Raw genomic sequence first — 13350 nt, 5'->3', positions numbered from 1 at the left:
CGGCGCGTCATAGTAGAGCGCGCCGATCCAGATGCCCAGAGGCGGTACGGGAGACGTCCGACGCCATTGCCCCGCACTCGATCTGATGTACCGTCAGATACATGTCATCCTCCGTCATATCTGCCCGGCCGCGGCGGCGGGTCGCCGTCGCCGGTGTCGCCCTGTCGGACTGCGGCAAGGTCGACGACGCCACCCCGTACGCCCTGCACGCCCAGGCCGCGCGCCGCGCGCTCGCCGACTCGGGCCTCGGCCGCGAGGTGATCGACGGCTTCGGCTCGGCGGGCCTGGGCACCCTCGCCCCGGTGGAGGTCGCCGAGTACCTGGGTCTGAAACCCAGCTGGGTCGACTCCACCTCCGTCGGCGGCTCCACCTGGGAGGTCATGGCCGCCCACGCGGCCGACGCCATCGCCGCGGGCCACGCCAACGCGGTGCTGCTGGTGTACGGCTCCACGGCCCGCGCCGACATCAAGGCGCGGCGCCGTACGTCGAACCTCTCCTTCGGCGCGCGCGGTCCCCTCCAGTTCGAGGTGCCGTACGGCCACTCGCTGATCGCCAAGTACGCGATGGCCGCCCGCCGCCACATGCACGAGTACGGCACGACGCTTGAGCAGCTGGCCTCGGTGGCGGTCCAGGCGAGGGCGAACGCGGCCCACAACCCGGACGCCCTGTACCGCGATCCGATCACGGTGGACGAGGTGCTGGGTGGACCGATGATCGCGGACCCGTTCACCAAGCTGCACTGCTGCATCCGCAGCGACGGCGGCTGCGCGGTGCTGCTGGTGGCCGAGGAGTACGTCACGGACTGCGCGAAGGCGCCCGTGTGGGTCCTGGGCGCCGGGGAGCACGTCTCGCACACCACGATGTCGGAGTGGGACGACTTCACGGTCTCCCCGGCGGCGGTCAGCGGCCGGCTGGCCTTCGAGCGGGCGGGGGTCCGCCCGGCGGAGATCGACCTCGCCGAGATCTACGACGCCTTCACCTACATGACGCTGGTGACGCTGGAGGATCTGGGGTTCTGCGCGAAGGGCGAGGGCGGCGCGTTCGTGGAGAAGGGCCGACTGCTGCGCGACGGCGACTTCCCCGTCAACACGGACGGCGGCGGCCTCTCCGCCTGCCATCCCGGGATGCGCGGCCTGTTCCTGCTGGTCGAGGCGGTCCGGCAGCTGCGGGGCGAGGCGGGCGAGGGCCGCCAGGTCCACAAGGCGGGCGGCCGGCTGCCGGAACTGGCGGTCGCGTCGGGGACGGGCGGCTGGTTCTGCTCCTCGGGGACGGTGGTGCTGGGGCGGGGGTGAGCGCCGCATGGTCGTCCGGTCCGGGGGCGGGCGCTTGCGTAAGGTGCAAGCTACCCTTCAGGTCATGCAAACTCCGGCGCCACTGCTCCTGCCGATGTTGCGCTCACGGACACAGGGTGAACTGCTCGCCATGCTCTACCTCCACCCCGAGCAGGAGTACTCCCTCTCCGAGCTGGCCGCCCAGCTGAACGTGTCCGTGGCCACGATCAGCCGCGAGGCCGACCGACTGGGCGCAGCCGGGCTGACCGTCGAGCGCCGGTACGGCAACATGCGGCTGGTACGGGCCGCCACCGACACGGTGGTCTCCCGGCCGCTGACGGATCTGATGGCTGCCACCTTCGGCCCCCTGCCCGTACTGAGCGAACTGCTGTCGGAGGTCGGCGGGGTGGGCAGGGCATACATCTACGGCTCGTGGGCCGCGCGCTACGAGGGCGAGCCAGGGCAGGTGCCGCGCGACATCGATGTCCTCGTGATCGGCCCTGCCGACGAGGACGAGCTGGATGACGCCGCGCGGGCCGCCGAGGCCCGGCTCGGCCGCGAGGTCAACATCCACCGTGTTTCACACCGCAGTTGGGATGGCACGGACGCTGGTCCCTTCCTGGCGACTGTGCGTGCCCAGCCCATGGTTCCGCTCGTTCTCCACGAGACGTGATACCGGGGAGGAGCCTGTATGCGGTGGGAACAAGGGCGTTCGAGCATCGATGCCATGCTGGTGAACGGCGAACTGCAGAAGGTCGCGGCCAGTCGCGAGCAGGCGGACCGCTTACTCGCACAGGCGAGGGGACACGTCGAAACAGCCCGTGCGGCAGCAGCCAACGACGCCGTGGGCGCGTACCAACTTGATCTACGACGCCGCTCGCAAGGCGCTGGCCGCCGCCCTGGAGAACCAGGGGCTCAGAGCCACGAGCCGGGGCGGACACCGCGATTCGTGACGCGGCACTGGCGCAGTTCGAACCGCCGCTGGGCAAGATCCTGCGCCCCTACGACCGGATGCGCCCCTACTGATGGATGAGGGAGTAACACGGCCCTCCGAGCGGGCACCCGGCTGGCGGGAACGCGGGCCGGGCGGCCTGTCTGCCGGAGCGGCCCGTTCAGCCCCCGCATACGCCGCCCGCACCCGGTAGCAGTCGCGCCCGCTCAGCCCTTCATCCCCGAGAAGGCGATCCCCTGGATGAACTGCCGCTGCATCGCCACGAACACCACGATCACCGGCAGCGTCGCGAGCAGGGACCCCGCCATCAGCACCGGGTACTCCGTCAGATGCGCGCCCTGGAGGGACGCGAGCCCCGCCGACAGGGGCATCTTGGCCGGGTCCGTGTTCACGATCAGGGGCCACATCAGGTCGTTCCAGGACCACAGGAACGTGAGCACGCCCAGCGCCAGCAGGCCGGGCTTGGCCAGCGGCAGTGCCACCCGCCAGAAGACCGTGAAGGGGTTGGCGCCGTCCAGTCGCGCCGCCTCCTCCAGTTCCTCGGGCAGCCCCATGAAGAACTGCCGCAGCAGGAACGTGCCGAAGGCGGAGAACATCCCGGGAATCACCAGCGCCTGCATGGAGTCCAGCCAGCCCAGGTCCTGCATGATCTGGTACTGCGGCAGCAGGAAGAGCTGTCCGGGCACCATCAGTACGGCGAGGAATCCGAGGAAGATCGCCCCGCGCCCGGGGAAGCGGATCCGCGCGAAGGCGTACGCCGCCATCGAGCACAGCAGCAGCTGGGCCCCGGTCCGCAGCAGCGCCATCACCGCCGTGTTCACGAGCTGCCGCCCGAACGGGACCGCGTCGAAGACCTTCCCGTAGTTCGACCAGTCCCAGTGCGCGGGCAGGATCGTCGGCGGCACCTGTACGGACTCACCGAAGCTCTTGAAGGAGGTCAGCACCTCCCACACCAGCGGAAAGACGGTGACCACCGCGCCCAGCGCGAGCAGGACGTGAGCGGGCCACAGCCTGCCCTGACGGCTTCTGTTCTGGGCACGGGAACTCCGGGTGCCCCGTGTCGCCTCACGCATAGTGGACCCACCTCTTCTGCAACCGGAACTGGATGGCGGTCATCGCCATGATCAGGACGAACAGGACACAGACGATCGCCGCGCCGTATCCGCGCTGGTTGTCGAAGAACGCCTTCTGGAAGAAGAGCATCACGACGGTCTGGCCCTCGCTGTAGGCCGGGTTCTGAAGCGCGCCGGTCGTGTTCGCGCCGAGGATCAGATACACCAGGTCGAAGACCTGAAGGGACTGGATCACCGACAGCACGGTGGTGAAGAACAGCGTGGGGCTCAGCAGCGGCAGGGTGACGGAGAAGAACTGCCGGATGCGTCCAGCGCCGTCGAGCGACGCCGCTTCGTAGTAGTCGCCTGGGATGCTCTGGAGACCGGCCAGCAGCAGGATCATGTTGTAGCCGACGGTCATCCACACACCGACGACGGCGACCGCGAAGCGGATGGTGTGCGGGTCGGACACCCAGTAGGTGCCGTTGATGCCGATCGAGGACAGCGCGTGGTTGAGGATGCCGGCGTCGCCGTTGTAGAGCCAGCGCCAGACCACCGCGACCGCGGCGGGCATCGTGACCACCGGCAGGAAGTAGAACGTGCGGTAGATCCCGGTGCCGGTCAGGCCCTTCAGGTTGAGCAGCACCGCCAGCACCATCGACAGCGGGATCCCCAGCAGCACGAGGCCGGTGTAGATGCCGGTGTTGCCCAGTGACTGCCAGAACTCGGGGTCACTCACCAGGGTGCGGTAGTTGGACAGACCGATCCAGCTGGTCCCGCCGAAGGCGCCCCACTCGGTGAAGCTGTAGTACACCGTCTGCACCACGGGCCACAGGTAGAAGACCGCGAGGCCAAGACCGGCCGGGGCGATCAGCGCGTAACCCCACCACTTGTCCCGGTGCTGGAAGCGGCGCTCGCGGCGGCGCAGTTCCCGCTGGTCCAAGCGGTCCTGGCTGGTGCGCTGCGCCGGTACGGCGGTTTTCGCACGCACATCGAGGCTCATCAGGACCGGCCCTTTCTCTCCTGTGCGAGCAGCTGGTTCATCGCGTCGGTCAGGGAGCGGGTGGCGCCCTTGAGGCTCTCGTCCCCGCTCCACGCCCTGGAGAGCCACATCTGTTCCTTGTGCGACCAGGCGGCGCTGTTGGCTGAGCTGGGGAAGGGCACCGAGTAGTCGAGCGCGTCCAGGTGCACCTGGAGGTCGAACTTCGGCATCCCTTCGGCCCACGGTTTCGCGGTGCCGTTACGGGCCGGGATGGCCGTGCCGTACTTGCCCTGGAGCAGCGATGCCTGCTCAGTGCCGAGGAACCGGACGAACTCCCGGGCCAGCTCGGCGTGGGGTGTGCGGGCGTAGATCACGTTGGCCAGGCCGTGCAGGACGGTGGCGCGGTGGCGGCCCTTGGGCATCGGTGCGACATCGACCTTGGCCCGCAGCTCGGGGTCGCCGTAGAACGTCGCCGCGTTGTACGACGCCTCGTACGTCATGGCCAGCGTCCCGGACTGGAACATCTGGGTGGGGTCCGTGTCGGTCATCTGCTGGAGCGACGGCGCGGCACGGTAGCGGTGGATCAGGTCGATCCACAGTTGCAGGCCCTCCAGGGTGTGCTCGTCCGAGTAGCCGGAGCGCGTCTTGTCCTTGGAGATGACCCAGCCGCCGGCCTGCGGTATCGAGTTGTAGTAGTTCTCCTGCGCGCGGGCCGGGGCCCCGACACCGTAGATCCCGCGCTTGCGGTCGGTGAGCCGCTGGGCGTTGGAGATCAGGTCCTGCCAGGTCCAGGAGGAGTCCGGATAGTCGACCTTGGCCCGGTCGAAGATCTCCTTGTTGAACCAGAGCGCGACCGTGTCGAAGTCCTTCGGGGCGCCGTACTGGGTGCCCTTCCAGCGGTAGAGGGAGACCAGGTCGGACGGGAAGTCGGACGGGTGCAGTATGGCGTCGGAGCCGCTGGTCTCCAGCGGGAGCAGCTGCCCGGCGTCCGCGTAGAGGCCGAAGTTGGGCCCGTTCATCCAGAAGACGTCGGGGGCCGAACCACCGGTGCACGCGGTGCGCAGTTTGGTCCAGTACGTCCCGTTTGGGGTGAGTTGTACATCGACTTTCACCCCCGGCCGGGTGCGCTCGAACTCCCGGGCCGCCCGGTTCATGGCGGGCATCTGGTAGATGTCCCAGACGCCGTAGGTGATGCGTCCACGCCGGGAGCCGCCGCCCGAGGATGCCGATGACGAGCTGGAACTACAGCCGGTCGCGAGCGGGGCCGCCGCGAGCGTGGCGGCGGCCGCCGTGAGGAGGGAACGTCTGCGCACGCGGAACCTTCCTGGGGGATAGGGCTTCGGCCTCGCCGCGCGGGAGGGGCCATGAAGTCGACGGAGGTCATCCCGTGGGGGACACCTCTCCACAACCGGATGGTTGGACGTTATTTGTTCAAAGTTGATGGGTCAATGCCTCTTCCGATCATCTTTACGCATCTGAGGCCATTGGATTCAGCCCCGAGCACGCCGAAGGGCGCCGCCAAAGATGGCGGCGCCCTACACGATGCGCGTGTGACGAGGGTCAGACCGGGAGCTGCTCCACGAAGGTCGTCCAGGCGGCCGGGGCGACCGCGAAGGTCGGGCCGTCCGGGACCTTGGAGTCACGGAGGTGGACGGCGCGGGGGTGGGCTGCCACCTCGACGCAGGCCCCACCCTCGTTGTTGCTGTAGCTCGACTTGCGCCAGTCGCACGCGACTTCGAGGCAGTCACCGCCCTCGTTGTTGCTGTAGCTGCTCTTGAACCACGTGAGTTCGGTGCTCATAGCCGATCTGCCATCCTCTCGATCAGTTCTGCGGACTCCCAGGGGGTGAGCGCCTGCGCCCGCAGCTTTCCGAAGCGGTCGATGTGCTGGTTGACCTGCTGCGGATTCGAGATCAACGTACCTCCGCTATGACCCTCTTCGTAGGCCCAATTGCGGCCGTCCGGCGTACTGATCAACTTGATCGGACCGTTCAACCCCGCATGCGCAGTTCTAGCCGTCGGCATCACCTGCACCATCAGATGATTCATCGTCTGCATGCACTTCAGGACGTGCAGCATCTGGTTGCGCAGCACCGACTTCCCGCCGATGGGCCGTTGCAGCACCGACTCCTCGATGACGTACGCCACGATCGGCAGCGGGTCCCGGCTCAGCACCGCCTGCCGCTCCAGGCGGGCCTCGACATGCTTCTCGATCTCCGCTTCGGAGAACTGCGGGACGCGTTCCTCGTACAGCGCCTGGATGTACTCCTCGGTCTGGAGCAGACCGGGAAAGAACATGTTCTCGTACGCGCTGATACTGGACGCGATCTTCTCCAGCCGCACCCACCCCACGAACGTGCGCGGGTACTTCTCGTCCTCCATCAGCGGGATGCAGGACTTGAGCGCGCCCCGCGCGTCCAGCACCCCGTCGGAGTCCGTGAGGAAGCTCGTCGTCGGGATGCGCTCACCCCGTTCGTACGCCCCGGCCAGCGACTCCGAGATGAGCAGCCGGTCCCCCATCTCCTGTCTCGTCATGCCCGCCCGGGAACGGAAGTTCCTGATCAGGTCCCCTACATGCCTGCGTGCCGGGGACGGCTGCGCCGCGTTCGCGTCACTCGACTTGTTGGCTGCCACAAGATCACCCCGCCTTTCCACATCGTCCCGATGTGCACCACATTCCTCTGGTCACGCTACGCAATCGTGCCGATGCCTGGAGGCATGACCAGTGAAAATCTCCCCGATTGGGTACCGGCTTCGGGCCACCAACTCCGGCTGACCGGCGTCCACTTCGACGCCATCCGGGTCCGCGGGGTGCGCGGCGAGGCCGTGCTGCACCATCTCGCCACGCTCACGGACGGGGAGCCGGGGCCCGTCGTACGGGAAGTCGCCGGGGGCCGGTGGACGTACTTCCTGATTCCGCCGGGGTCCTCGTACGACTTCGACTGGCCGCCGGGGGCCACCTGTTTCGGGCCCGCGGCGCGGGATCAGTACGTCGGGATCCCCGCGCCGCACGGCAACACGTATCCGCTGCACTGGCGCTGCGGTCCGCCGGTGGAGGGGAAGTTCGTCGACCCCGAGCTGCTGCACGTGGTGGTCACGGCGCAGCTCTGCCGGGACCCGGAGTAGCGCGAGCACGCGTCGGCGCGCACGCGAAGGCCCCGCCCGGAGACGATCCGGACGGGGCGCTGCGGTGTGCTGTGCAGCTCCGATGTGTCGCGCGTACGTGGCCGATGCGCCGGTATGAGTCGGTTCGCTGTGGGGTCTCCGACGGGAGCCCGGACGTGGATGTGCGGGCGGTGCCAAGGGCCCCCGTGACGTGTACGGCGCCGCCGAAGGCCAGACACTAGCCCGCTCCGGGCACGGGAGTCGCACGGTTTCCCGGGCGGCGCCGTTGCGCTCAACTCCCTTTGTCCACAGGATCGTTACAACGAGAATGACCGACGCTCGTCCGCTCCCGGTTCGCCACCTGGCAGGAGGCCGACGGAGCCCGCGACTCCACGCTGCTGCGGGTGGCGTCCTGGTACCTCGGGGAGGTCCAGGTGCGGCACGCCGGTGCGCGGTGGCGCTGCGACCCGGACGAGCCCGGCCGCCCGCCGGTCGCGGGCGGGTATCCGCTGGTGACGGTCCCCCGTACGGCGTTGACCGACGACGAGCGGGAGCTGCTCGCCCGCGAGGAGGAAGAGGACGGCAACCCGACCCCGGTGGTGGACCCCGCCGCCACGATCCGCGGCCTCTTCAAGGCGCCGGACAACCACCTGCGCGAGGTGACCGGCTGGTTCGAGGGCTTCCGGGAGTGGTTGCGGGAGGCGTGACGGGGTGCGTTCATGAAGCCTGCCGCCGGGTCCACAATGCACCCATGAACCCCACCGCCGAGGACGACGCCGCCTTCACGGATTTCCTGCACACCCTGCGGGTCTGGGACCTGCCCGAGCTGCCCGGGTTCGACCCGGACACCGCCCCCGCGACGCCCCTCCCGCTCTTCCGGGAGTGGCTGCGTTCCGCGGCGGCCGCAGGCCAGCCCGAGCCGCACGCCATGACGCTCGCCACCGCCGACGCCGACGGCCGCCCCGACGTACGGACCCTGATGCTGCACGGCGCGGACACGCGCGGCTGGCACTTCGCCTCGCACTCCGGGAGCGCCAAGGGCCGCCAGCTGGCGGTGCGCCCGCAGGCCGCTCTCGGCTTCTACTGGGCGGCGCAGGCCAGGCAGGTCCGGGTGCGGGGGCCGGTGACGGCCGCACCCGCCGCCGAGAGCCAGGCGGATCTGCACGGCCGCTCGACCGGGGCGCTGGCCGCCGCGCTCACCGGGCGGATGAGTGACGTACTCGGGTCACCGGCCGAGCTGGAGCGGGCGTCGGCCGATGCCTGGGAGCGGGCACAGGCGGATCCGGAGGCTCCCGTACCGAGCTGGACGCGGTACGTACTGGATCCGGTCGAGGTCGAGTTCTTCCAGGGCGACGCGCGCCGGCGCCATGTCCGGTTGCGCTACCGGCGCATGGAGAGCCGCGACTGGGCGCGCGAACTGCTCTGGCCGTAGGGCGTCAGCGCGGCCAGCCTGCGGCGGCGCACGATCCGGCCCGCCAGCCCGAACCCGGCGCCCGCCAGGGCGAGCAGGGTGCCGGCGAGGACGCTCACGGCGAGCAGCAGGGGCATCGCCGGGTAGTCGATGATCCGGCCCCGGACCGCCTTCACCGGCAGCGTGCCCGCCTGGTCGGCCAGGAAGCGCCTGGAGTCCAGCGCGTCGGCCCGGTTGTCGCCGAGGGTGAACATCCGGCCTTGCGGCACGAAGACGTCGTACGCGTCCGCCGTGCCCTCGTCGCCGTCGTTGAGGTACGGCTCGTCGAGCGGTTCACCGTTGAGCAGCAGCTGCTTCCCGTCGAAGACGAGATGGTCACCGCCGAGTGCGATGACGCGTTGCAGGATGTCGGCGCCGTCGTAACGGTCCGGCGTGCGGTAGAGCACCACTTCGCCGTGGTGCAGCCCGCCGCCGTCGCTCTTCTCGATGGCCACCCGGTCGCCCCTGGCGAACGCCGGAACCATCGAGTCGTCTTTCACGCTGACCGACTCGTACCCACGGAACCCCCAGAGGGCGCCGGCGGCCAGGAGCACGACGCCCAGAACGCCCAATACCCACCCAGTGACCGTCAGTCCACGCCCAGCACGCATACCGGACCCCCTTCCTCCATCTGTTCCTGCGTACGGACCCCCGGGATCGTTACCCGGCCGGTACGGGCTGCCGCCGCCCGGTCACTGTGAGGTGAACCCCGGCGCGGTGGCCGTACCGGGGCCTGCGGGCGGGTCACGGTCCGGGTCGGCACCCGCGTGCGAGTCGGGGCCGGGGGCGGCGTCCGCTCGCAGGTCGCCGTCCGGGTCGGCACCCGCGTACGGGCCGGGGTCCGGGTACGGATCCGTGGCCAGCCGGGCGTGCAGATGCGCGTCGCGGTAGGTGCCGGGCCGCTGGGCCTGGTGCATCCCGTCGCGCCGGGTGCCCTCGTACGCGTAACCGCAGCGCTCCGCGATCCGGCAGGAGGCGATGTGGTCCACGGCGTGGCCGAGTTCGATGCGGTGGAGGCCCTCCTGCTCGAACGCCCAGCGGGTGCAGAGCTCCAGCGCCCGGGTGGCGATGCCCCGGCCACGCAGGCCGGGGAGCACCCAGTAGCCCACCGACGCCTTGCACATGTGGCGGTCGATGCCGGAGATCCCGACACCGCCGACGACCACGCCGCCCTCGGTGACGGCGTACTGCGCGAGATCTCCGCGCAGCCGGCCCTCGGTGCGGTACCTGATCGTGGCGTGGGCGTCCGCCAGGTCGGTGATGGGGCCGAGGGGGGTGTTCCAGCGCAGGTATTCGGGGTCGGTGACACCACGCAGCAGCACATCGGCATCGGCGGCGTCCCAGGCCCGCAGGCCGAGTCCGAAGCCGTGCACTTCCGGCTGGGTCCGTATGTCGGTCATGCGGCTATTCAACACGCGGGGGGTGAGGGGGCGGGGGGTGGGGGCGCGAGGGGGTCGGTGGGCGGTCCCGGAGCAAGGGGGCGTTCCCGTGCGCCGGGAGGACGCTCTGTCGCTATCCGCACTGCGAGCGCTACGGTGCGCGACAGATATTCCATCACCCATCAAAGAGGATCCATGGCTCGACGACTGAACAAGGTCGGCACCAATTCCGGGAACGATGGTTGCCCAACGCTGTATCAACTGCCCGGCTACGAGCAGACCGACCGGTAGCTTCTCCGAATGTGAGCACCGACTTTCAGCAGGCCAGGGCAGCTCTCGGCGCGCGACTGCGCGAACTGCGCGCCGAGACCACCGGTCGCGACCTGGCCGTCCGACTCGGCTGGACGCAGTCCAAGGTGTCCAAGCTGGAAACTGGGCGGCAGACGGCGAGTGTGTCCTGCACCGGACGGTGGCCGGCTGCAAGTTGGCGGCGCCACGAGCGAGAGCGTGACTCAACTCCCTGCAAGCGTGCCTGGAGTTCGGCGGTATCCTCCGGGTGCCCAGTCGTCCGCGCCCACGCGGCCAAGTCCGCGGCAGTGGGACCGGCTCCATTCGGCAGCTGTGTACGAAGCGCACGCACATCGTCTCATCGCACGGGTGCGCGCGCAGATCGACCGTATCTGAGCATCACGGAGAATCAGATACAGCCTCCGGAGAATATTCGAGAATCAGCGACCTCGCTGATCCGAGAAGCCTTCTAACGGCTGTTCGTAGCCACACGGTCCGGGCAACGGCCCGCTCCTTCTGCGGAGGCTTTCGGATGAAAACTGTTGAGCACGCACATGTTCTGCCGGCGATCGATTCCCTGTCCCAGCGCCAGCGGCGCGGCACGGACTGTGTGTGGTGCGGCATCACTCTGACCCCACAGACCGCCGTGGACCTCGGCCCGCGCGACGTGCGGATACCCGACCAGACAACCCAGTGGTACCCCCGCGCGTGCAAGCACCACGACGGGGCCGCCGTCTACCGGGCCGTACTCGCCCACGCGGAGAAGTGCTTGGACTGCCTGCACGGCTGTCTGGTCGGCGCCCAACTCCGCAGCAGACTGAGGGAGTCGAGGAAAGAACCAACCGGATCCCAAGTCGGCGAACCCCCAACCCGTGGAGACAACGTGTCCGCCATCGAGTACGAAGCAAAGCACCTGGATATCGACCCGCAAGCCATGACTGCCCACATCGCCGAGGCCGGCGGTAAGCACGTCGGCGACCAACTGATGCGCCGATACGTCTACGACACGCTGCCCGCTGTCGCCGGGCGGTGGATCCGCCTTCGGGACACCGGTCGTGCCGTGACCCTGTGCGTCAAGGAGATCACCTCGGACGAGATCGACGGGACCAGCGAGACCGAGACCACCGTCGGCGACTTCGAGACGGCACACGCGCTGCTCGGCCGGATGGGCATCGCCCCCCGCTCCTACCAGGAGAACCACCGCAGTTCCTGGCTGCTGGACGGGGTTCGGCTGGAGATCGACTCGTGGCCCCTGATCCCGCCCTACCTGGAGATCGAGGGCGACGACGCAGAACACGTGCGGTCGACCGCGAGGCGCCTGTCCATTCCGGCCGATTCCCTGACCAGCGAGAACACCACAAAGATCTACGCCCGGTATGGCATCGACCTTGAAACCGTCGCGGACCTGCGATTTCCCGCGGAGTTGAGATGCGGGGAGCAGAACACGTACCTGTGACAGTGATGCCCGACAGGACGCTCCGCGTGAAGATCATCGAGGCGTGCGGGCTGGCTTGCACCTTCTGCCACAACGAAGGCACCCCCGTCGCGACCGACAACCTTGGCCGCAGCGAGAGGCAGTTCACCGGTACGCCGGGCCGCTCGGGCCGGGTGTCCATCTATCTGCGGACGATGCGTGCCGACTTCCTGCCCGAACGGATCAAGGCAGACGCTGACTTCGCCCTCGCCCTGGCCGGGCCGCCGTCCGTGGCAGCCTCCCCACCAATGAAGTCCACTTCACAGGCGGAGAACCAACCCTCCACCCCGAGTTGCCAGAACTGATCCGCATCGCCCGGCGCCTCGGGCTCACCGTCGGGCTCACCGTCGGCCTCACCTCCAACGGAGAGAACGGAGCGGCCGTTCTCCCGGAGTGCGCGGCGGCCGGTCTGGACCGCATCAATCTCAGCGTGTTCGGCACGACCCCCGAGGAGCTGGCAGCGGTCCAGGCTCCGCGCCTCGCCTCTTCCAAACTCGCGGAACGGAAGCTCGCCGCACTCGACGCCACCATCGAGGCCGCGGCCGGCCACGGTTTGAAAGCCTCGGCGAACATCGTGGTCCCCGACGTCTCGCATGTGGACCGCGTACTCCGCACCATGGAGCGGCACGGCCGCAGCGTCGTTGTACGGATGCTCGTCTCGCTGGAGGATGACGGATCCTCGCTCACCGCCATGCAGGCCGTGGTCGACCACCTCGGCGCCGTCCCCGTACAGCGGATCGTCACCGCCGGAGGATCCGATCAGCGCACCCGGTACCGGCTGCCCGACGGCCGCAGCCTCTATGCCGAGAGCATCGGACCAGTGCGGCTGCCCGTGACGTGTGCGGGGTGCCGTTTCAACAACCCCGAGGACTGCCAGGAGGGCTACTACGGCCTCACGGCGCTCCACCGCACCCGGCCCGGAACACCGGCACGCACACCCCGGGCGCCCGTTCGCGGAACGTGACGTCGAGGGCCATCCCGATACGGAGCCCGTCCACCGGGCAGTCGACCATCTCCGTCATCAGGCGCGGGCCCTCGGCCAGGTCGACCACCGCGGCGACGTACGGGACACGCTCCCCGAAGGGCGGCAGGTCGTTCCGGTGCACCACCGACCAGGTGTAGAGCGTGGCCCGGCCGCTCGCCTGTTCCCAGGTCACGTCGTCGCTCCAGCAGTGCGGGCAGAACTCGCGGGGATAGTGGTGCGGCCTGCCGCACCCTCCGCAGCGCCTGATGAGCAGGCGGCCCTCCGCGGCGGCGGCCCAGTAGGGCGCGGTGAAAGTGTCCGGTTCCGGCAGATCGAACCGCGCGGCGACGGCAACAGCGGTAGCTGGTGCGGGCGTAACAGCACGTGCGGCTGCGGATGCTGCTGCGGGTGCTGCTGCGGGTTCTGGCATGAGA

At 69.1% G+C, this 13350-nt stretch carries 15 protein-coding genes and 2 pseudogenes; 9 read left to right on the top strand and 8 right to left on the bottom strand.

What is annotated here, in order from left to right:
• Positions 1-101 precede the first annotated feature (101 nt).
• From OG285_RS20450 to OG285_RS20440, 3 genes are all read left to right on the top strand, one after another.
• Positions 102-1292 carry an acetyl-CoA acetyltransferase gene (locus OG285_RS20450; protein ID WP_356828142.1) on the top strand — a complete coding sequence of 397 codons (1191 nt, stop codon included), beginning with the start codon at positions 102-104 and terminating at the stop codon, positions 1290-1292.
• Positions 1293-1356: 64 nt separating this feature from the next.
• Entirely contained in the window at positions 1357-1944 is a 588-nt protein-coding gene (locus tag OG285_RS20445; RefSeq protein ID WP_356828140.1) for an HTH domain-containing protein, read from the top strand.
• Positions 1945-2092: 148 nt separating this feature from the next.
• On the top strand, positions 2093-2224 hold the full coding sequence (locus tag OG285_RS20440; RefSeq protein ID WP_371791797.1) for a hypothetical protein: 132 nt from the start codon (positions 2093-2095) through the stop codon (positions 2222-2224).
• A gap of 205 nt (positions 2225-2429) precedes the next feature.
• On the opposite strand, the gene OG285_RS20435 is transcribed toward OG285_RS20440, so the two are convergent.
• The 5 genes from OG285_RS20435 to OG285_RS20415 all read right to left on the bottom strand — a co-directional run bounded on the left by OG285_RS20435 (position 2430) and on the right by OG285_RS20415 (position 6890).
• Positions 2430-3296 (bottom strand): carbohydrate ABC transporter permease, encoded by an 867-nt coding sequence (locus OG285_RS20435; protein ID WP_356828136.1) that lies wholly within the window; start codon positions 3294-3296, stop codon positions 2430-2432.
• Positions 3289-4278 carry a sugar ABC transporter permease gene (locus OG285_RS20430; RefSeq protein ID WP_356828134.1) on the bottom strand — a complete coding sequence of 330 codons (990 nt, stop codon included), beginning with the start codon at positions 4276-4278 and terminating at the stop codon, positions 3289-3291. The genes OG285_RS20435 and OG285_RS20430 overlap by 8 nt, the downstream gene beginning before the upstream one ends.
• Complete coding sequence (locus OG285_RS20425; RefSeq protein WP_356828132.1) at positions 4278-5570, bottom strand: sugar ABC transporter substrate-binding protein; 1293 nt, start codon at positions 5568-5570, stop codon at positions 4278-4280. The genes OG285_RS20430 and OG285_RS20425 overlap by 1 nt, the downstream gene beginning before the upstream one ends.
• Positions 5571-5817: 247 nt before the next feature.
• Positions 5818-6057, bottom strand: coding sequence for a DUF397 domain-containing protein (locus tag OG285_RS20420; RefSeq protein ID WP_356828130.1), 240 nt, complete (start codon positions 6055-6057; stop codon positions 5818-5820).
• Positions 6054-6890: a Scr1 family TA system antitoxin-like transcriptional regulator gene (locus OG285_RS20415; protein ID WP_371791796.1), complete on the bottom strand. Its 837-nt coding sequence runs from the start codon at positions 6888-6890 to the stop codon at positions 6054-6056. Before OG285_RS20415 ends, OG285_RS20420 begins: the two co-directional genes overlap by 4 nt.
• Before the next feature lie 84 nt (positions 6891-6974).
• Between OG285_RS20415 and OG285_RS20410 the strand changes: the two genes are divergently transcribed.
• The 3 genes from OG285_RS20410 to OG285_RS20400 all read left to right on the top strand — a co-directional run bounded on the left by OG285_RS20410 (position 6975) and on the right by OG285_RS20400 (position 8793).
• Entirely contained in the window at positions 6975-7382 is a 408-nt protein-coding gene (locus OG285_RS20410) for a hypothetical protein (protein WP_356828126.1), read from the top strand.
• A gap of 383 nt (positions 7383-7765) precedes the next feature.
• The gene (locus tag OG285_RS20405; protein WP_371791795.1) at positions 7766-8068 is read left to right on the top strand and encodes a hypothetical protein; all 303 of its coding nucleotides are present in this window, start codon (positions 7766-7768) and stop codon (positions 8066-8068) included.
• Between the two features lie 44 nt (positions 8069-8112).
• Positions 8113-8793, top strand: coding sequence for a pyridoxal 5'-phosphate synthase (locus tag OG285_RS20400; RefSeq protein ID WP_356828122.1), 681 nt, complete (start codon positions 8113-8115; stop codon positions 8791-8793).
• Here OG285_RS20400 and lepB read toward each other — a convergent pair.
• Complete coding sequence (gene lepB, locus OG285_RS20395; RefSeq protein ID WP_356828120.1) at positions 8742-9422, bottom strand: signal peptidase I; 681 nt, start codon at positions 9420-9422, stop codon at positions 8742-8744. The genes OG285_RS20400 and lepB overlap by 52 nt on opposite strands.
• An 81-nt stretch (positions 9423-9503) precedes the next feature.
• Positions 9504-10211 carry a GNAT family N-acetyltransferase gene (locus tag OG285_RS20390; protein WP_371791794.1) on the bottom strand — a complete coding sequence of 236 codons (708 nt, stop codon included), beginning with the start codon at positions 10209-10211 and terminating at the stop codon, positions 9504-9506.
• Positions 10212-10492: 281 nt separating this feature from the next.
• Here OG285_RS20390 and OG285_RS20385 point away from each other — a divergent pair.
• The 3 genes and pseudogenes from OG285_RS20385 to OG285_RS20375 all read left to right on the top strand — a co-directional run.
• Positions 10493-10646: pseudogene (locus OG285_RS20385) on the top strand (helix-turn-helix domain-containing protein); the annotation flags it as partial.
• Between the two features lie 715 nt (positions 10647-11361).
• Positions 11362-11934 carry a class IV adenylate cyclase gene (locus OG285_RS20380; RefSeq protein WP_371793573.1) on the top strand — a complete coding sequence of 191 codons (573 nt, stop codon included), beginning with the start codon at positions 11362-11364 and terminating at the stop codon, positions 11932-11934.
• Positions 11907-12865, top strand: a pseudogene (locus tag OG285_RS20375) (radical SAM protein); the annotation flags it as partial. The gene OG285_RS20380 and the pseudogene OG285_RS20375, both read left to right, overlap by 28 nt.
• Here OG285_RS20375 and OG285_RS20370 read toward each other — a convergent pair.
• On the bottom strand, positions 12846-13346 hold the full coding sequence (locus tag OG285_RS20370; RefSeq protein WP_371791793.1) for a Zn-ribbon domain-containing OB-fold protein: 501 nt from the start codon (positions 13344-13346) through the stop codon (positions 12846-12848). The pseudogene OG285_RS20375 and the gene OG285_RS20370 sit on opposite strands and share 20 nt — an antisense overlap.
• Positions 13347-13350: the final 4 nt, after the last annotated feature.

Source organism: Streptomyces sp. NBC_01471 (assembly GCF_041438865.1).
Lineage (GTDB): Bacteria > Actinomycetota > Actinomycetes > Streptomycetales > Streptomycetaceae > Streptomyces.
Note: the sequence above shows the minus strand (reverse complement) of the source record. Positions and strands in the feature narration are given on the sequence as shown.

Excerpts from the sequence above, each read along its gene's own strand:
- OG285_RS20450 (WP_356828142.1), top strand. The coding sequence starts at position 102 with ATGTCATCCTCCGTCATATCTGCCCGGCCGCGGCGGCGGGTCGCCGTC.
- OG285_RS20445 (WP_356828140.1), top strand. The coding sequence starts at position 1,357 with ATGCAAACTCCGGCGCCACTGCTCCTGCCGATGTTGCGCTCACGGACA.
- OG285_RS20435 (WP_356828136.1), bottom strand. The coding sequence starts at position 3,296 with ATGCGTGAGGCGACACGGGGCACCCGGAGTTCCCGTGCCCAGAACAGA.
- OG285_RS20430 (WP_356828134.1), bottom strand. The coding sequence starts at position 4,278 with ATGAGCCTCGATGTGCGTGCGAAAACCGCCGTACCGGCGCAGCGCACC.
- OG285_RS20420 (WP_356828130.1), bottom strand. The coding sequence starts at position 6,057 with ATGAGCACCGAACTCACGTGGTTCAAGAGCAGCTACAGCAACAACGAG.
- OG285_RS20410 (WP_356828126.1), top strand. The coding sequence starts at position 6,975 with ATGACCAGTGAAAATCTCCCCGATTGGGTACCGGCTTCGGGCCACCAA.
- OG285_RS20400 (WP_356828122.1), top strand. The coding sequence starts at position 8,113 with ATGAACCCCACCGCCGAGGACGACGCCGCCTTCACGGATTTCCTGCAC.
- lepB (WP_356828120.1), bottom strand. The coding sequence starts at position 9,422 with ATGCGTGCTGGGCGTGGACTGACGGTCACTGGGTGGGTATTGGGCGTT.
- OG285_RS20390 (WP_371791794.1), bottom strand. The coding sequence starts at position 10,211 with ATGACCGACATACGGACCCAGCCGGAAGTGCACGGCTTCGGACTCGGC.
- OG285_RS20370 (WP_371791793.1), bottom strand. The coding sequence starts at position 13,346 with ATGCCAGAACCCGCAGCAGCACCCGCAGCAGCATCCGCAGCCGCACGT.